Source organism: Nesiotobacter zosterae, from assembly GCF_033843645.1.
GTDB classification, from domain to species: Bacteria; Pseudomonadota; Alphaproteobacteria; order Rhizobiales; family Stappiaceae; genus Pseudovibrio; species Pseudovibrio zosterae.
This window is the reverse complement of record NZ_JAWXVZ010000004.1, coordinates 287,981-304,721: the sequence shown is the minus strand read 5'-3', so window position 1 is coordinate 304,721 and position 16,741 is coordinate 287,981. Positions and strand designations below refer to the sequence as shown.

Here is a 16,741-nt window from a genome sequence, read left to right as displayed (position 1 = left end):
GTCATATTATGGTCGGCATTGCGCGTTTGGGGAATTGATGAACCCTCGTAATTTCTTCGCAACGCGCTCTGCCTCTTTCCTTATTCATTTGCATGTGCATATATAAAAAGTCTAAATGAATCGATGCGCAGGAAGCGAGCAATACCATGTCCCTCCAGAGTGCCGCATGGGAGCGGTTGATTTACCTGGTTGATTTTGTCGAAAGCTTTGTCGCCAAGGATATGCAGCGCAAACACAACATCGGACTCTCGGAGTTTCGTGCCCTTAAGTTCTTGGAGGTCGCCAAGGATTCTGAACTGCGTATGCAAGAATTGGCTGGCCTTCTGGGATTGAACCAGAGTTCCGTCACCCGTCTGGTCGGGCGACTTGAGAACAATGGCTATACGGTGAGAGACCTGTGCCCTGACGACAAGCGCGGCATCTATACTGTTCTCACGAACCGGGGGCGCAAGCGTCTTTCAGAGGCAAGGGTTGACTACGAAAAAGCGCTCTGTGCGGCTCTTGAAGAAGCCAAGGACAAGTTCAGCGCAGGGGACGTGCTTGCTTTGCTGAACGCGCTCTCCGCCAAAGAGGAAGTTGAGGCCAGCTGAACCCGAAAGCCCTCCGTTCTTTGCAGAGACGGAGGGCTTTGTTTTTAGGGTGACGGCGGATTGGACTATCCGTCGAAGACGTCGCTTTCAGGCATCCATTCAGGCCGCTCCATATCGAAGCCTTGTGACCTTAAAACCGGCGCCACTTTCGGGAAGTAAATGCTCTTGTAATACCCCGCGGTAGAGGCGGAATAGCTTGGCATTTCCGGCAGGCCTTGTTCGTTCCACCATTCCTGCAAAGTTGCCTCATAACGCTTGACGCCGTCGGCGACCTTCTGCGCGTCATACTTTTCAAACATGGCGAAACTCTCCAATGGAACGCGCGGCTTCACGCCGGAGAGCTTTGCCTTGTCTGGTACGCCGAGCGTCAGGCCGTTGATCGGGAAAGTGCGCTGAGGCAGGCCAAGCAGCTCAATCATGGCTTCCGGTGCTCGGCGAATGCCGCCAATTGCAGTGGAGCCATAGCCGAGGCTTTCGGCAGCTGTTTGCAAGGCGTTGGTCATGATGCCAGCGTCAACGGCACCCACAAGCAGGCCTTCGGCGGACTTCTCAATGACAATTTCCTCGCCGGCCAGATAGGTCGCAAAGCCCGGCCTTACATAATCCATCACAACCGTGATGAACACATCTGCGCCCGCAACTTGCGGCTGGCCACCTGCGATCTCAGCGATCTTTTTGATGGTCTCCTTGTCCTGCGTCACAACAAGCGAGATTTGCTGGCCGTTGATGGAGGTTGGAGCCTGCTGGCCCGCTTTCAGGATCAGGTTGAGATCGTCCTGCTTGACCGCTTCGCCAGTAAAGGCGCGCACGGAGCGGCGGCTCATCATCTGCTCAATTGTCTTGTTGGTCATCGCTTAAATCCTGATGGTTCAAATCGGTCTTGGCGGTAAACAGCAAAGACCCGCGGAAACGCGGGCCTTCTCTTTGGCAATGCATGAATGCACGTGTCATCCAAGATGTCGGTCCTGTACCCACACTCGAACAAGTGGGGGGAACCACCTACCCGGTTCAGCGAAGCTTCGCCGCCATTGTGGCAACGCGCTGGCCAAGGTGCTTGGCTGTGGCCAGATCCGCTTCGCTCATGGCATCTGCGCCTTGGTCCACGTTGGACTGCGCCATGGCACCGATGAAACCACCAACGCGGTTCAGGTCGCTTTCAGAGCCTTGAGAGCTGTTGTTGCCCGGCATCAGGTTGAGGTTCACCCAGATCATGCCATGCTGAGCTGCCAGCAGCGAGAAACCGATCAGGGTGTTGAGCTTGTCGCCGGACATTGAACCGGAGTTGGTGAAGCCAGCGGCCAGCTTGTTGGCCCAACGCTGCTCCATCCATGCACCGGAGGTCTTGTCCATGAAGACTTTCATCTGCGCAGAGGCTGAGCCCATGTAGGTTGGCGCGCCAAAGATGATAGCGTCAGCCTTATCAAGTGCCGCCCAAGCCGCATCTGCGCCTTCACCTTCGAACTCGTCTGTATGGAAGAACAGCACCTCAGCGCCCGGTACGCTCTGTGCGCCGTCGCGTACTGCTTCTGCCTGACGCTGGGTATGGCCATAGCCGCTGTGATAAACGATTGCCGTTGTCGCCATCTTTGTCTTTCCTTACTCGGTGAGGACTGATTTGTCGGTTGCACACTAGCACTTGCATTTATCAAAAAAAGCAGGAGTGTGGAGGAAACACTTATCGGATTTATCGGAAAATGAAAATCGAAGATGTTGCACTCTTTGAACGCATAGCGGAGCTGGGCTCTGTTTCCGCAGCGGGCGAGGCGCTTGGCATTACGCCTAATCTGGCAAGTGAGCGTCTTGCGCGCCTGGAGCGTACTTTGTCCTGTACGCTTGCCACCAGAACCACGCGGAGCCTGTCACTCACCGATGAGGGGCGTCAGTTTCTGGAACGGGCAAAGGTGCTGCTGGAGGCATACGAGGAAGCCCGGCACAGCGTTGGAACGCGCTCGCAGGAGCCAACAGGATCTTTGCGGGTTACGGCGCCGTCATTCTTCGGGCGCCTGTTTCTGCCAGCTGTTATCGAGGCGTTCTTGACCCGTTATCCGAAAGCGGCGCTGGACCTGTCTCTTTCCGATCACGTGGAAGACTACGCTGCGAGGGGGGTTGATCTCGCTATTCGCATTGGCAACATTCCCGATAGCAGCTATCGCGGACGCAAGCTGGGTGACAATGTCTCCGTGTTGGTGGCCTCTCCGGCTTATCTTGAAAGATATGGGGCACCGCAAACGCCCGAGGACCTGAAGGACCACAACTGTATGGTTTTTGCCGGTCAGAACAAATGGACACTGGAGACCGCAGATGGACCAAGGATCATCCTGGTGTCAGGAACGCTGCGCACAGACAGCGCCGAAATCGACAAGTTTGCTGCCGTCAATGGCCTTGGCATCGCTCTTCGCTCCAAATGGAGCATTCGCGAGGAGTTGGCGTCCGGCACTTTGGTACAGGTGCTCCCGACGTACCCAGTAACAACAAACATGAGCATCTGGGCCATTCATCCGCCGGGGCGTTACGTCTCGGTTGCGGCAAAAAGCTTCGTGGAGCTGCTACAGGCGGAGCTTCGCACGGCTTTGCGCGATCCCTCGGCGTGACCGGTCTAAAGGCGCAATTGTCTGGCTGCGGTTCCGTCCATAGGTTCCTCCACGAAACAGGAGGATGCAATGGACAACAACGACACGCTGACAACCAAGAGCCGCAGCTATGAATACGCGGTGGCCAAGTTCAACATTGAAGCGGCCATGAACATGAGCGGGCTGGAGTACATGCGCGCCCTCGCCGCAGGCGAAATCGGCGCCCCGCCCCCCATTGCGCAGACGGTCAACATGTCCCTGCCCTTCGCGCTGGAAGAAGGCAGTGCCATTGTAGAGGCCTATCCTGCGGACTTCCTGCTTAATCCAATGGGGTTTGTGCATGGCGGATTTGCCGCCACCATCTTGGATACGGTCGTGGGTATTGCCGTTCACACGTCGCTGCCAAAAGGCATTGGCTACACCACCGCACAGCTGAACCTCAACTACACCCGCGCCATATTGCCGAGCACTGGCAAATTGCGCGCTCAGGGCAAAGTGATCCATTCAGGACGGCAAATGGCAACAGCCGAGGGCTACCTGCATGGGGTTGAGGATGGCAAGCTCTACGCACACGCCACAACCACATGTTTTCTGTTTCCGCTAAAGCTGCACAAGGGGCAGGTGGCGGAGTAACTGGTAATAACAAAACCTCCGAGCCGCCGTTTAGCGGCTGGAGGTTTCCTGCTCTCTGGAAGCCGGGAGCTTATGCGAGGCGGTTGAGCTTCTTGATGTTCACGCCCGCCAGGTATGGCTTCGCACTCTCACCGAACGACTGGAAGTGCTCAGAGGCTGCGTGCTTTTGGAAAGCTTCTTCGTCTTTGAACTGTTCGATCATGACAAGCTTATTGTCATCTTCTAGGTCGCGATGAAGTTCATAGGAAATGTTGCCAGGTTCCGCGCGCGAAGGTTCGATGAGCTTGAGAACTTCTGCCTTCAGGTTTTCGATTTCACCTGGTTTGGAAATGATTTCGGCAACAATAATGATTTTTTCCGACATAATTCATCTTTCGTTGGCTTGGGCCCCATTACTGACCTCCAAAACAGGCAACCCAGAAAACAGTGCTGGCGCTCTTATCCCAGCTAACAAAGCCGACTAAAAAGGAGGGAGACGACTCTCCCTCTACGATAAACCAGCAACTTATTGGGGCAAGGGAAGTGGCCTACGTGTGAATGCGAATGTATACCGTCCCGATATTATATTTATCCCAATGAGTTAGATTGTGCGCACAATCTGCGCCATCGGGCGGCGTGTCTTTTCGACGGACGGTTCGGAAGCGCGGTATCCGAAGGCGGCCATCACGCAAACCCGGTATTTGTCGGTGTCTACACCATAGTCTTCTCGTGCCACTCGGTTTGCTTCGTCCATGTCAAACCCTTCAATTGGGCAGGAGTCGATACCAAGCAGCGCAGCCGCAGTCATCATGTTGGCAAGGGCGATATAGGCCTGCTTTCCAGCCCAGTCGCTGATTTGTTCTGGCGATGTAATCTTGAAGTCGCTCACCTGGAACGTCTTGTAGGCGGTCGTGCGGAACGCCAAAGCATCTTCTGGAAGCTGCTTGATATCACGCATGAAAGTCTGCAGGTAGTCACTGTCATGGCGCATTTGCTTTTCGGTGTGGGTCAGGATCACCATAAAGCGGCTTGCGGTGCCAAGCTGACCGGTAGAACCATTGAACTTGCCATTCGCCCCCCAAGAGAACTCCCGCAGCTTTTCACGTTGCTCAGGCGTGTCGATGACAAGGATCTGCCAAGGTTCGAAGCCGAAGGAACTTGGAGACAACCGTGCGGCCTCCAAAATGGTGTTGAAGTCTTCCTCTGAAATGTGTCGTGCCGGATCGAAAACCTTGGTTGCATGGCGAAACGTCATGGCTTCGATGAGGGCCTCGCGCGAGATGGCTGGAACAGTCACAGGTCATTCCTTTTTCTGGTGTGCGGCCACAGCGAGGCCTCAAAGCCTTTTAGAGACAATTACTTACTGCCTCGCTTGCAGCACACGATTGATGTTGACCGGAACATAAGAGGTTGGCAAAATCGAAACAATATTGCTTGTTGCGCAAAAAGAATTTGGAAATTCCAAATAATGAGTTTCGATCTGAAATCTATTCAACTCTTCACGCGCATCGCGGCATTGGGTCAGATTGGTGCTGCGGGCCGGGAGTTCCGGCTCTCTCCAACCTCGGCGACGCAGCGTATAAAAGCGCTTGAGAATGTTCTGGGCACCCGCCTTTTGAACCGAAGCACGCGTTCCGTTTCGCTAACGCCCGATGGCGAGGCCTTTTTGCGACACGCCACGAATATCGTCGCCAGTATGGATGAAGCGTATTCCGAGCTATCTGGCGAAGCGGAGGTCTCCGGCACCTTGCGGGTCACCTCCTCCGCAACGTTTGGACGGCTCTATATCATGCCGCATCTGCGCCGCTTTATGGACTTGCATCCGAAACTTGAGCTGGAGTTGAACCTCAGTGATACGGTCTTGGACATGGTTGAGGGCGGGTTCGATCTGGCCTTGCGTATCGGGGTGCTTCGAGACTCTCAGCTCCTCGCCAAAAAGCTTGCCCCCTGTCGGCGCGTTCTTGTGGCCTCGCCCTGTTATCTTGAAAAGCACCTGCCGATTTCAACTCCTGCAGACTTGAGCGTGCATGAGTGTTTGGTGGATGGCTACAAAAACAGTTGGCGGTTCCGTCACCCGGACGGGCGTGAGGAGAACGTGCGTGTCAGTGGACGTTTCAAGTCAAACATCGGAGAGGCGTTTTCCGCCGCTGCGCTGGATGGTTTCGGTGTTGCGGCCTTGTCCCTTTGGCATGCGCATGTGGCGCTAAAGCAGGGCGCGCTGCGTGTGGTCCTGCCAGAGGTCGAGCTGCTACCCGACTGGAACATCTATGCAGTGCAGACAAGCACGGGCCATACCCCGGCACGTGTTCGGGTTTTCCGTGAGTTCATGGAGGCCGAACTCAAGCTGCAACAGCCAATTTGGGAGGAAGCGCTGCGTTAGCTTTCGGAAAGCAAGGGTCGAGGGGCGCGCTACGCCCGCCCCTCTCTGGAGGTCAGCCAGTCGACAGATCAGTCGATCAGCTTACCATCCGGGCCGAAAAAGGGGTGAGGCCCGGAAAAGTTGCCGATGAAACTCTGATGAGACACCAGCGTATCGTTATTCCAATAAAACAGTCGCAGGCTTGGCGGATCCATGGTGAAGGAGGAAGCGCCCTCAGGATCCAGATCCAGCGTAACGATATGCGCAACACATGAACCGATGCTTACCGGAATGCCGTTCTTCATGGAATCGATGTTGCGGTGAACGTGCCCGCACGCGATGTGAAGCACTTGCACCTGATCGCGGAACAGCGGCCAGAAGTCCTCGTCAGCATTTTGCAGCATGATGCGATCCATGTGCTTGATGCCGGTTTCAAACGGCGGATGGTGAATGAAGATCAGTGTCGGCTGGTCTTCGTGGGCCTTAAGTTCGGCTTTCAGCCATGCCTGTTTATCTGCACCAAAGTGACCCTCGGACTTGCCGGGAACCGAGCTGTCGAGGCCAATGATCCGAAGGCCTTCCCGCTCAATGGAGAACGTCAGTGCGCCCTGTTGTGACAGGTAGTCGTGATCGGAAAACGCCTCGCGCATGACGCGGTAGTCGTCATGATTGCCGGGGATCACATGGTAGGGCATCGACAGACGGTCAAGCTCCTTGCGCAGGACCGCATATTCTTCACGCGTGCCGTAGTCACCCAAGTCCCCACTCACAACCACAAGGTCGATTGCCGGTTGGAAGGCGTTGAGATGGTCGACTGCCCTTGCCAGTGCCCCGAGCGTATCCACGTGTCCGTAGGCAAGACGGCCCTCCGCCTTGATGTGAAGGTCGGTAAGCTGCGCAATGATCATTGGTTTGTACTCCAAACGGGCAGTACACCGCCCTCGTCAATTTTGAACTTGAACACGTCACCCGGCTCTGGCGCACTCGCCCATGCCCCTTCAAGCGTGAGGCGCTGCCCGCCGGGCATTTCCACCACAACCCTGTGGCAGGAACCGAGGAATGCTGCCGTTTTCACGGTGCCCTCCAGGCTGCCTTCTGCATTGTGGCTCTCGTCAATCCGCTCAATGGTTTCCGGCCGGAAACAAAGGGTATTGCCGCCAAACGCGGAAGACCGCGGCGCGGCCACAGGCTTCTCTTGTCCATCTGGAACAAATCCCTCTCGCGTCCACTTGCCGGAGAGCGCATTGGTTGCGCCGATGAAGGTTGCAACGAACATGTTCACGGGCTGGTGGTAGATTTCCTCCGGCGAGCCGATCTGTTCGATGGTGCCTTTGCTCATCACCACGATCCGGTCGCCAAGGGCCATGGCCTCTGCTTGGTCATGGGTCACGTAGATGGCGGTAATGCCGAGGCTGCGCAAAAGGGCGTTGATTTCCATGCGCAGGTCATCACGCAAGGTGGCATCCAGCGCGGTCAGTGGCTCATCCAGCAGCAACACACGGGGACGGGGCGCGATGGCGCGCGCAAGCGCCACACGCTGGCGCTGTCCCCCTGAAAGTTGATCAATGGAGCGGTCCGCCAGCTCATGGATGCGCATCATCTTGAGCATGTCCTCAACACGGGTGTCCCGCTCGGCTTTTGAAAGACGTTCGTTGCCCTGCCCCGTTGTCAGGCCGTACCCCACGTTTTGGCGCACGGTCATGTTGGGAAACAGCGCGTAGGATTGGAACACCATGCCCACGTGGCGCTTTTCGATTGGCAGACGGGTTACATCCTCACCGTTGAACAGCACCGCGCTTCCGTTATCCGGGCTTTCCAAGCCGGAAATGATGCGCAGCAATGTGGTCTTGCCGCACCCGGAAGGGCCAAGCAACACCAGCGTTTCACCGGCCTCAATCGTAAGCGTAACAGGCTTGAGGACCTGTTGGCCGCCAAAGCTCTTTGCGCAGTTCATCAAGGAAATTTCGGTGCTGCCGGAGCCAGTCTGGGTCATCGTCATGATGAAAAGATCCTTTGAAACTCAGCGTCAGCGGCGGGCTGACTTACGTGCGCGGCCCGTCTCGCCAAATTTCTGCATGGCGATCAAGAGCGGCACGATCATGATGAAGAAGACAAGGGTGTACGCGCTGGCCACTTCCAGCCGCATGGAGGCATAGGAGTCTGCCAGCCCCACCGGCAAGGTCTTGGTCAGCGGCGTGTGAAGCATCCACGAGAGGTTGAACTCGCCAATGGACAGTGTCACCACCATCAAGCTGCCCGCCAAAATGCCCGGCATGGCATTGGGTACCACAATGTCAAAGAAGCGGCGGCGTTTGGCTGCCCCCAAACTTGCAGCGGCCTCCTCATACTCATGGAGCGGAATGGAGGACAGCACTGCCAGCACGGAGCGTACCATGAACGGCAGGGTGTAAAGCACATGGCCCACCAGAATGAACGCCCAGCTCATGCGGAATTCGCGAAAGCCGCCATAGGTCTGAATCAGCGCCAGTGCGATCGCAAGGCCGGGAATGGCAACGGGCAGGATTAGCGTTTCCTCAAAGATGCGCGCCCAACGGCTTTTGGAAAGAGCCAATGCATAGGCGGCTGGAACACCTGCCACCAGCGTGATGATGAGGCATGCCAGCGCGATGCCCATGGAGCGCCAGATGGTGTCCTGATAGAGGTCCCAGACCTGCACGACCCATTCCAGTGTCAGGCCGCTTTTGATGCCGAGAAAGAAGTTCTTTGTCAGGCCCGCCATGACGGACATGATTACCGGCACCACCAGAAAGGCCACGGTGAGAAGGGTAAGCGCGAGCGCGGAATAAAACAGTGTCTTGCGTTGCATGGTCCCTACCCCGCTGCGGCAACGTTGTTGCCGGAGAGCGAACGCGCAATGAACAACGCGGCCCACGTGATCAGCCCGAGCACAACGGAAAGGCTGGCGGCACTTGCCATGTTCGCGCCAAGCGTGAACTCGGTATAGATGGTCATCGCCAGCACATCGATTTTGGTTGCAAGTGTGAAAGCCGTGCCAAACGCGCCAACGGAAGTGGCAAAGCAGATGGCGCCTGAAGCAATCAGTCCGGGTTTCAAAGCGGGCAGAAGCACATCTTTGATGACACGCCACTGGCTCGCGCCCAGAGAACGCGCGGCTTCTTCCAGCGATATGTCGAGCTTCTCGGCTGCCGCCATAACGGTCAAGATCACCCGTGGGATCGAGAAGTACAGATAGCCGAGGAACAGGCCGGTCATGGAGTAGGCAAACACCAGCTTGCTGCCGGTCACCGCTTGGCTCACCGTGCCGATGAGGCCCTGACGGCCCGCGAGCATGATGATGAGAAAGCCGATGACGACACCGGGAAACGCCAGCGGGAAGGTCAGCAAGGACACAAGCAGATTGGACCCTGGAAACTTGTTGCGTACCAAGAACACGCCCACGATGGTGGAAATGACCAGCGCGGTCAGTGTCACCACGAGGGAGAGCACCAGCGTTGCAATCAGCGCTTCGCGGTGGCGCGGCACGGTCAGGATGCTCCAATAGGCGGCCAGCCCCTCTTCTCCGCTGGCACCGGTGATCACCAGTTGCACCATGGGCAGCGCAAAGAACGCCAGAACCAGAATGCTCGCCGGAAGCAGCAAAAGCCCCATTGAAAGCGAGGAGTGTTTCATTGGATAGGTCCAGAGAGTTGGGATGGGCTGCGCGCGTTTGTAGCGCGTTATGAAAGCCCCTTCAGAGCCGATGGGTGGGAGACCCTGAAGGGGGAGACGAAGTACGGATTAGCGTACTTCGTTCAGATAGGCCTCTTTAAAAGCTTCCTGGGCTGTCGCCATTTTGGCGTAGTCCACTGGCTTGGCGCGGGCGTATTCTGCTTCTGGCAGGAACTTGGCAGCCGCTTCCTCAGACATTGCAGAGGCGCGCACTGGGCGCAGGAACGCGTTTGCCCAAACAGCCTGACCCTTGTCTGACATGATGAAATCAAGGATTTCCTTGCCCTTTTCCGGGTTCGGAGAGTTCTTGACCAAGCTCATCACATAGGGAACCACAACGGTGCCTTCCGCTGGAATGACGAACTCAACATTGGCTTCGTCAGTGTACTTTGCGCGGTAGGCGTTGAAGTCGTAGTCCAGCAGGATCGGGATTTCGCCGGACAGGACGCGGGCATAGGAGGTTTGCTTTGGAACGATCGGGTCGTTTTCACCCAGTTCCTTGAACCAGTTGATGCCCGGCTGCCAGTTGTCGAAATCGCCGCCCATGGCGCGGTTCACGGCAACTGCGCCAGCATAGCCGACAAATGCGGAGGTTGGGTCAAGGTAACCCACCATGCCGCGGTACTCTTCCTTGAGAAGATCGGCCCATGAGGTTGGGACTGGTGCCCCGCCCAGAGCGTCCTTGTTCACGAAGAAGCCCAGAGTGCCAGAGTGAATGGTGAACCAACGGCCTTCCGGATCCTTCAGGCCTTCCGGAATTTCGTCGAAATGCGCTGGCTTGTAAGCCTCAACGACGCCCTTTTCACCGGCCTGAATGCCAAATGACACGCCATAGTAGGCAATGTCTGCGACCGGGTTGTCCTTTTCAGCCAGCAGCTGGGAAAGGGTTTGGCCGGAGTTCTTGTTGTCGTGTGGCAGAACATACCCGAGTTCTTTCTCGATGTTCTTCAGCTGGCCTGCCCAGTCTGCCCATTGAGGAGGACAATTGTAGCAAATCGCGTCTGCCGCTTGCGCTGAAGCGAAAGGCGCACTAACCATGAGAGTTGCGCCGAGCGCGACGGACTTCAGTACCTTCGAAAACATAACAGTACCCCTGTTCATGCTTTTGGTTGCAATGGGTCTGAGGACGATGGTGGGGACTTGGTTGCAGCCGGCCCCACCGACTCGCCCTCTTGATAGTCGTGGGCAAGCAACTGCGTTGCAGCACAGGCCTCCCCTTTCAACTGGCTGAGCACGAGGGCAGCAGCCTTTTCACCCATCTCTCGCGACGGCTGGGTTATGGATGCGAGAGTGGGAGACATGAGGGAGCCGATGGCAATGCCATCCACCCCGATTACAGAGACATCGCCGGGAACGCGGACGCTGCGGCGGCGCAGCTCCTTCATCACAGCAATGGCAAGAAGGTCATTGGAGCAAAACAGCGCGGTCGGGCCAGTGGTGGAGCCCACATGCAGACTGTCCAGCGCGCTGGCTACTTCGGCGCTTACGAAATCCACTTCGCACACCTTTGGGTGCGGCAAGCCTGCTTCCGTCAGTGCGCGCTCAAAGCCCATGCGGCGTGCGCGGCTACGGTCTGACGCGGAAAAGTGACCGGCGATCATGGCCATGGACTTGTGCCCCAAGGCGATCAGCTTCTTTGCCACATCCCGGCCAACCTGCTCATTGTCAACGGTCACCAGCGGCATGGCATCGCGTGTTGCATCGTTTTCCTGATTGAACACCAGCACTGAGGGTACTTTTGCGGCTTTCAACAGCGCCAAGCCTTCGCATTGGGACGGGTTGGTCACGGTCAGGATTGCGGCGTCCACCTGATGGTTCAGGAATGTCTGTATGCCGTCCAGCTCCAGCTCCCTGTCATACTCGGAAACGGTTGCGAGCAAGGTGTAGCCTTCACGGCGGGCATGATCGTTCACCCCTGCGAAGATTTCAGCGAAGACAGGGTTGGAAAGCGAGGGAATTAGGATGCCGATATTGCGCGTTTGGCGGGTTTTTAACGACCGACCGGCCGCAGAGGGCCGATAGCCAAGAGCTTCCACTGCGGCATGCACCTTAGCGGCAACTTCAGTGCTCACACGCCCTTTGCCTTTGCCATTCAGCAAACGCGAGACGGTGGCAACAGAAACACCTGCGTGTTGTGCAACATCTTTGATGGTCGTTGAACCGGCCATGGTGGACAGTCATCCTCGTTAATCTCGAGGGGCGAAGGTAAACGTTTACCTCTAGGGTTCAAGTGAACTTTTGATGACGTTTTTTGAGATGAAATGTCAGAGGCTTAGGTGATTGTGCGAGAGTGCTGATTGTTCTCGTTCGGGCTTGGTCCGTCCTCACACGTACGTGTCACTTCGTGTTTTTGGTGTTGGTACTCGGTCGTTAAGGGGCTTTGGGGTGTGTCACTGTCGTAGATGACGACATTTATAAGTGTCTATACATATAGTTTTAGGTCTATCATTTAACGTTCTTATGGATATATCAATGTTAGTTATATTTTAAAATACTATGCATTGTGAAGAACAGTTGGGGGATATTGGAAATATTAACTAATCTATACTTTCAATAGGTGGCATATAGATATATTAGGTTGTACCAGTTACACAAGAAATCGAGTTCGATCCATGTCACGAGCACATCTTTCAGCGAGATCATCCATCAGCATACTCAATAGCATCATGACCAAGGTACTGATTGTTGCAATTGGTGCCGTGTTTGTGGTTTTCGCTGGCTTTGCCTACTACAACGATGCGTTGCAGAGCGATTCAATCAGCAAAGAAGTTTCCAACTATCTGGACAGCGTTGGCAACACCACTGCAAACAGCATCAACAATTGGCTGCAAGGCCGCATCATGTTGACCTCGGCGGTGGCTGAAATTGCCGCCAACCTGGAAGAGGGTGAGGATCCTGTCACCGCATTGAAGCGTGACTTCATGACCGAGAACTTCGAGTTCTCTTACATGGGCACGCAGGATGGACAATTTCACATGTGGCCGAAAGGCCCGGTGCCGGATGGCTTCGATCCCCGCACCCGCCCATGGTACAAGGATGCGGTTCGTGCAGGCGGAGCGGTTCTAACCGAACCCTATGTGGCGACTGCAAATGGCGAACTCACACTGTCCGTTGCCGCGCCAAGCACCCATGAAGGCCGCCTTGCGGGTGTTGTCGGCAGCGATTTTACAATCAACGAACTCGTTGAGATGCTCCAGCAGGCCAACCTGAACGGTGCGGGCCATGCCTATCTTGTTTCTGAAACCGGCAAGGTCTTGGTTCACAGCAACCGTGAGTTCATGGACAAATCCCTGACGGATATCTACCCGGAGGGCGCGCCTGCCATCTCCGCAAAGATTTCTGAGGTTGTTGAAGGCGACCATACCGCGCTGATTACCTTCCGGGAAATTTCTGGCCTTCCGGTCAAGTGGTATGTCGCGTTGTCCTTGAACAAGGATGTGGCATTTGCAAACCTGACGCGTTTCCGCATGTCTGCAGCCATTGCCACCGGTCTTGCGGCGTTGCTGATGATTGTCGTGCTGGGCTTCTGTCTGACCAAGATTGTTGCCAAGCCGCTGCGCAAGATCACCGAGGCCATGTCCATCCTCGCCATGGGTAACCACGGTGTTGATGTGTCTGGTACGGATCGCAAGGATGAGATCGGCGAAATGGCGTCAGCAGTGCTTATCTTCAAGCAAAATGCCATTGAGCAGGAAGAAATGCGCCTGCTGCAGGCTGAAGAGGAAGAAGCCAAACGCCGCCGGATGGAGCGCGTTGACGAGCTGATCTGCGAGTTTGACCGAGCAGTGGGCGATGTTCTGGGGACCATCACCTCCTCCTCTTCCGAGCTTGAGAGCACGGCAACCCACCTCACCTCCACGGCGGACGCTGGAAGCGAGAACGCGGCCACTGTTGCGGCAGCTTCTGAAGAAGCGTCAACAAATGTGCGCTCGGTCGCTGCGGCATCAGAGGAGCTGGCAGCTTCCATTTCCGAGATCGCCCGTCAGGTGAACAAGTCCCGCGAAATAGCAGAGCGTGCATCCGGCGCGGCTGCTGAAACAGACAACACCGTTCAAAGCCTTGTGGCGACGACGGACCGCATCAGTCAGATCGTTGGCTTGATCAGCGATATCGCAGAGCAAACCAACCTTCTTGCATTGAACGCAACGATCGAGGCCGCGCGCGCGGGTGAAATGGGTAAAGGCTTTGCGGTCGTGGCTTCCGAGGTCAAGTCGCTTGCCGATCAGACCTCCAAGGCGACCGAGGAAATCGCAGGTCAGATCAACTCCATGCAGTCGGTCTCCAATGAAGCGGCAACAGCGATCCGTGACATCGGGAGCGTCATTAACGAGATCAATGCCATTTCTTCTGAAATCTCTGCAGCTGTCGACCAGCAGGGCAGTGCCACACAGGAGATTGCACATAACGTCAGTGAAGCGGCGAAGGGTACCCAGGAAGTCTCCGAAAGCACTGTCTTGGTGAAGCAGGGTGCCTCCGATACCAAGCACAACGCGTCACGAGTTCTGACTGCGGCGCATGACCTTTCCGGCAAGTCCGACACGCTGCGTGAAACAGTGGAACACTTCGTCCAATCAATCCGTTCTGCCTAACTCACGCTATACATGACTTGATTTAAGTCTCGGGCTCGCATCACGGTGCGGGCCCTTCTTTTTGGTCAATGCTTACCCTTGGAAAGATGAAACGAATCCTCGCAATAATCGACCAGTAAATCCCGAATTTGATTTGCGCCGCCGAAGAATTTCTGTTCTGGAACGACTTTTTCTATCATTTTCATGTCAAAATTGCTTACTTTAACGGTTATCAGGCCACTTCCCGCACGACATGCGGGAAAACCCCTGCCATTATGGTGAATAAAAATAACCCATAAATGTTTGGTTAGGGTTTGCATCGCTACCCTAGGGGCAATTCGATCACTGAAAATCCGGGCCTAAAATGACATCTTCACATTCTCAGCAAACGGCTTCCGTCAAGCTGCTCGACAGCATCATGACGAAAGCTCTATTGGTTGCCGCCGCGGCCGTTTTCTTCGTTTTTGCCGCTTTCGCGCTCTACAATGATGCGTTGCAAAGCAGTTCCATCAAAAAGGAAGTGTCAAGCTTCATGGATAACGTGGGGCAGACAACGGCGAACAGCATTAACAACTGGCTTCAGGGCCGCATCATGCTGATTGATGCGGTGGCCGAGACCGCCGGAAAAGTGCCTGCCAATGAGAATGTGGGTTCTGTGCTCCAGCACAGATTCATGGAGGAGAACTTTCAGGCTTCCTATATCGGTGAAGAAACCGGGAAGTTTCACATCTGGCCGGCTTCAGACATGCCCGCCGATTACGATCCACGCGTGCGCCCTTGGTACAAGGATGCCGCTCGCAAGGGTTCAGCGGTCCTTACGGATCCTTATGTAGATGCTTCCTCTCAGGAACTCATCATTTCCGTCGCTTCCCCAGTGCGCGGAAGCCGCGGACTGATGGGTGTGGCAGGCGCTGACTTTGACATTGGCCGTCTGGTGAGCATGTTGCAACAGACCGACCTTAACGGGGCGGGCCACGCTTTCCTCGTTTCAAACTCTGGCAAAATCCTTGTTCATTCCGATAGCCGCCTGATCGCCAAGACATTGAATGAGGCTTACCCTAAGGGTGCGCCGCGTATCTCCAATGAGATTTCTGAGGTCGAGGACGGCGAGGGCACCTCGCTGGTCACCTTCCGCGCCATTGATGGCTTGCCGGTTGACTGGTATGTGGCGCTGTCCATGGACCGTGACGTTGCCTACGCTAACCTCACCCAGTTCCGCATCTCTGCTTCGATCGCGGTGGTGCTGGCAGCTCTGGTCATGGTTGTGGTTCTCGGCGTGTTCTTGACAAAGATGGTTGCAAAGCCAATCCGCGACATTACCGGCGCCATGGGAAGTCTTGCGCATGGCAACAACGCGGTTGAGATCGCAGGTGTTGGACGCAAGGATGAGATCGGCGCAATGGCTGATGCGGTTCTGATCTTCAAGCAAAATGCAATTGAAAAAGAACAGCTTGCTGCACAGCAGGCTGAGGAAGAAGCTGCAAAGCAGCGCCGTGTCGAACGCGTGAACCAGCTTATTCTGGATTTCGATGGCAGCGTAAGTGAAGTGCTTGAAACAATCGGCCGGTCTTCCGGGGATCTGGAAGGCACAGCCTCTCACCTGAACATGACGGCTGAATCCAGTGCTCGCAGTGCCGCGACAGTGGCAGCGGCCTCTGAAGAAGCCTCAACCAACGTGCGTTCCGTGGCAGCCGCCTCGGAAGAGCTGGCAGCGTCGATCTCCGAGATTGCACGCCAGGTGAACAAGTCTCGCGAAATTGCAGAGCGCGCAGCTGGTGCAGCGACGCAAACGGACGGGACCGTTCAAAGCCTTGTCACAACAACGGACCGCATCAGTCAGATCGTGGGTCTCATCAGCGATATTGCTGAACAGACCAACCTGTTGGCGCTGAATGCCACCATTGAGGCGGCCCGTGCCGGTGAAATGGGTAAAGGGTTTGCGGTTGTGGCTTCTGAAGTGAAGTCCCTCGCCGACCAGACCTCCAAGGCAACGGAAGAGATCGCAGGTCAGATCAACTCCATGCAGACTGTCTCCAATGAAGCGGCAACGGCAATCCGCGGAATTGGTTCGGTGATCAGCGAAATCAACGCCATCTCCTCCGAAATTTCCGCAGCTGTTGATCAGCAGGGTGCAGCCACGCAGGAAATCGCTCATAACGTCAGCGAAGCGGCCAAGGGTACGCAGGAAGTGTCCGAAAGCACCGTTCTGGTGACGCAAGGCGCTTCTGAGACCGAAGAAAACGCGCAGCGGGTTCTTTCTGCCGCTAATGACCTTTCTGCCAAGTCCGCCAACCTGCAGAATACGGTGAGCGACTTTGTGCAGGCGATCCGTACCGCCTGACGCACAACATG

The 16,741-nt window shown here is 55.8% G+C and carries 16 protein-coding genes; 6 read left to right on the top strand and 10 right to left on the bottom strand.

The window, feature by feature from the left end; genetic code table 11:
- Positions 1–146 precede the first annotated feature (146 nt).
- Positions 147–590: a MarR family winged helix-turn-helix transcriptional regulator gene (locus Q3Y58_RS07885; protein ID WP_319621817.1), complete on the top strand. Its 444-nt coding sequence runs from the start codon at positions 147–149 to the stop codon at positions 588–590.
- A 65-nt stretch (positions 591–655) separates the two neighbouring features.
- Here Q3Y58_RS07885 and Q3Y58_RS07880 read toward each other — a convergent pair whose 3' ends face one another.
- Together Q3Y58_RS07880 and Q3Y58_RS07875 are read right to left on the bottom strand one after the other, a co-directional pair.
- The gene (locus Q3Y58_RS07880; protein WP_274218974.1) at positions 656–1,441 is read right to left on the bottom strand and encodes a nitroreductase family protein; all 786 of its coding nucleotides are present in this window, start codon (positions 1,439–1,441) and stop codon (positions 656–658) included.
- A gap of 157 nt (positions 1,442–1,598) precedes the next feature.
- Positions 1,599–2,174 (bottom strand): flavodoxin family protein, encoded by a 576-nt coding sequence (locus Q3Y58_RS07875; RefSeq protein ID WP_319621816.1) that lies wholly within the window; start codon positions 2,172–2,174, stop codon positions 1,599–1,601.
- A 110-nt stretch (positions 2,175–2,284) separates the two neighbouring features.
- On the opposite strand from Q3Y58_RS07875, the gene Q3Y58_RS07870 reads away from it, so the two are divergent.
- Entirely contained in the window at positions 2,285–3,181 is an 897-nt protein-coding gene (locus Q3Y58_RS07870) for a LysR family transcriptional regulator (RefSeq protein ID WP_319621815.1), read from the top strand.
- 69 nt (positions 3,182–3,250) lie between these two features.
- Positions 3,251–3,793: a PaaI family thioesterase gene (locus tag Q3Y58_RS07865; RefSeq protein WP_319621814.1), complete on the top strand. Its 543-nt coding sequence runs from the start codon at positions 3,251–3,253 to the stop codon at positions 3,791–3,793.
- A 70-nt stretch (positions 3,794–3,863) separates the two neighbouring features.
- On the opposite strand, the gene Q3Y58_RS07860 is transcribed toward Q3Y58_RS07865, so the two are convergent.
- Complete coding sequence (locus tag Q3Y58_RS07860) at positions 3,864–4,157, bottom strand: putative quinol monooxygenase (protein ID WP_319621813.1); 294 nt, start codon at positions 4,155–4,157, stop codon at positions 3,864–3,866.
- Positions 4,158–4,373: 216 nt separating this feature from the next.
- Positions 4,374–5,069 carry an NAD(P)H-dependent oxidoreductase gene (locus tag Q3Y58_RS07855; protein WP_319621812.1) on the bottom strand — a complete coding sequence of 232 codons (696 nt, stop codon included), beginning with the start codon at positions 5,067–5,069 and terminating at the stop codon, positions 4,374–4,376.
- 171 nt (positions 5,070–5,240) lie between these two features.
- Here Q3Y58_RS07855 and Q3Y58_RS07850 point away from each other — a divergent pair, with 171 nt between their 5' ends.
- Positions 5,241–6,152, top strand: coding sequence for a LysR family transcriptional regulator (locus Q3Y58_RS07850; protein ID WP_319621811.1), 912 nt, complete (start codon positions 5,241–5,243; stop codon positions 6,150–6,152).
- Between the two features lie 68 nt (positions 6,153–6,220).
- Here the strand turns inward: Q3Y58_RS07850 and Q3Y58_RS07845 are convergent, their stop codons facing one another.
- From Q3Y58_RS07845 to Q3Y58_RS07820, 6 genes are all read right to left on the bottom strand, one after another.
- The gene (locus Q3Y58_RS07845) at positions 6,221–7,039 is read right to left on the bottom strand and encodes a phosphodiesterase (RefSeq protein ID WP_319621810.1); all 819 of its coding nucleotides are present in this window, start codon (positions 7,037–7,039) and stop codon (positions 6,221–6,223) included.
- Positions 7,036–8,130, bottom strand: coding sequence for an ABC transporter ATP-binding protein (locus tag Q3Y58_RS07840; protein WP_413697798.1), 1,095 nt, complete (start codon positions 8,128–8,130; stop codon positions 7,036–7,038). Before Q3Y58_RS07840 ends, Q3Y58_RS07845 begins: the two co-directional genes overlap by 4 nt.
- A gap of 27 nt (positions 8,131–8,157) precedes the next feature.
- Positions 8,158–8,958, bottom strand: a complete 801-nt coding sequence (locus Q3Y58_RS07835) for an ABC transporter permease (RefSeq protein ID WP_274218982.1) — start codon at positions 8,956–8,958, stop codon at positions 8,158–8,160.
- 5 nt (positions 8,959–8,963) lie between these two features.
- Positions 8,964–9,782, bottom strand: a complete 819-nt coding sequence (locus tag Q3Y58_RS07830; RefSeq protein ID WP_319621809.1) for an ABC transporter permease — start codon at positions 9,780–9,782, stop codon at positions 8,964–8,966.
- A gap of 108 nt (positions 9,783–9,890) precedes the next feature.
- Positions 9,891–10,904 carry an ABC transporter substrate-binding protein gene (locus tag Q3Y58_RS07825; RefSeq protein WP_413697797.1) on the bottom strand — a complete coding sequence of 338 codons (1,014 nt, stop codon included), beginning with the start codon at positions 10,902–10,904 and terminating at the stop codon, positions 9,891–9,893.
- A 14-nt stretch (positions 10,905–10,918) separates the two neighbouring features.
- Positions 10,919–11,989 (bottom strand): LacI family DNA-binding transcriptional regulator, encoded by a 1,071-nt coding sequence (locus tag Q3Y58_RS07820; RefSeq protein WP_319621808.1) that lies wholly within the window; start codon positions 11,987–11,989, stop codon positions 10,919–10,921.
- 498 nt (positions 11,990–12,487) lie between these two features.
- Here Q3Y58_RS07820 and Q3Y58_RS07815 point away from each other — a divergent pair, with 498 nt between their 5' ends.
- Positions 12,488–14,410 carry a methyl-accepting chemotaxis protein gene (locus tag Q3Y58_RS07815; RefSeq protein WP_319621807.1) on the top strand — a complete coding sequence of 641 codons (1,923 nt, stop codon included), beginning with the start codon at positions 12,488–12,490 and terminating at the stop codon, positions 14,408–14,410.
- Between the two features lie 343 nt (positions 14,411–14,753).
- Positions 14,754–16,730, top strand: coding sequence for a methyl-accepting chemotaxis protein (locus tag Q3Y58_RS07810; RefSeq protein WP_319621806.1), 1,977 nt, complete (start codon positions 14,754–14,756; stop codon positions 16,728–16,730).
- Positions 16,731–16,741 lie beyond the last annotated feature (11 nt).

What these genes read in the sequence shown, in the direction of transcription:
- Q3Y58_RS07875 (WP_319621816.1), bottom strand. Translation starts at nt 2,174, where the DNA reads ATGGCGACAACGGCAATCGTTTATCACAGCGGCTATGGCCATACCCAG.
- Q3Y58_RS07815 (WP_319621807.1), top strand. Translation starts at nt 12,488, where the DNA reads ATGACCAAGGTACTGATTGTTGCAATTGGTGCCGTGTTTGTGGTTTTC.
- Q3Y58_RS07880 (WP_274218974.1), bottom strand. Translation starts at nt 1,441, where the DNA reads ATGACCAACAAGACAATTGAGCAGATGATGAGCCGCCGCTCCGTGCGC.
- Q3Y58_RS07830 (WP_319621809.1), bottom strand. Translation starts at nt 9,782, where the DNA reads ATGAAACACTCCTCGCTTTCAATGGGGCTTTTGCTGCTTCCGGCGAGC.
- Q3Y58_RS07850 (WP_319621811.1), top strand. Translation starts at nt 5,241, where the DNA reads ATGAGTTTCGATCTGAAATCTATTCAACTCTTCACGCGCATCGCGGCA.
- Q3Y58_RS07845 (WP_319621810.1), bottom strand. Translation starts at nt 7,039, where the DNA reads ATGATCATTGCGCAGCTTACCGACCTTCACATCAAGGCGGAGGGCCGT.
- Q3Y58_RS07860 (WP_319621813.1), bottom strand. Translation starts at nt 4,157, where the DNA reads ATGTCGGAAAAAATCATTATTGTTGCCGAAATCATTTCCAAACCAGGT.
- Q3Y58_RS07835 (WP_274218982.1), bottom strand. Translation starts at nt 8,958, where the DNA reads ATGCAACGCAAGACACTGTTTTATTCCGCGCTCGCGCTTACCCTTCTC.
- Q3Y58_RS07870 (WP_319621815.1), top strand. Translation starts at nt 2,285, where the DNA reads ATGAAAATCGAAGATGTTGCACTCTTTGAACGCATAGCGGAGCTGGGC.
- Q3Y58_RS07820 (WP_319621808.1), bottom strand. Translation starts at nt 11,989, where the DNA reads ATGGCCGGTTCAACGACCATCAAAGATGTTGCACAACACGCAGGTGTT.
- Q3Y58_RS07885 (WP_319621817.1), top strand. Translation starts at nt 147, where the DNA reads ATGTCCCTCCAGAGTGCCGCATGGGAGCGGTTGATTTACCTGGTTGAT.
- Q3Y58_RS07840 (WP_413697798.1), bottom strand. Translation starts at nt 8,130, where the DNA reads ATGACGATGACCCAGACTGGCTCCGGCAGCACCGAAATTTCCTTGATG.
- Q3Y58_RS07865 (WP_319621814.1), top strand. Translation starts at nt 3,251, where the DNA reads ATGGACAACAACGACACGCTGACAACCAAGAGCCGCAGCTATGAATAC.
- Q3Y58_RS07810 (WP_319621806.1), top strand. Translation starts at nt 14,754, where the DNA reads ATGACATCTTCACATTCTCAGCAAACGGCTTCCGTCAAGCTGCTCGAC.
- Q3Y58_RS07825 (WP_413697797.1), bottom strand. Translation starts at nt 10,904, where the DNA reads ATGTTTTCGAAGGTACTGAAGTCCGTCGCGCTCGGCGCAACTCTCATG.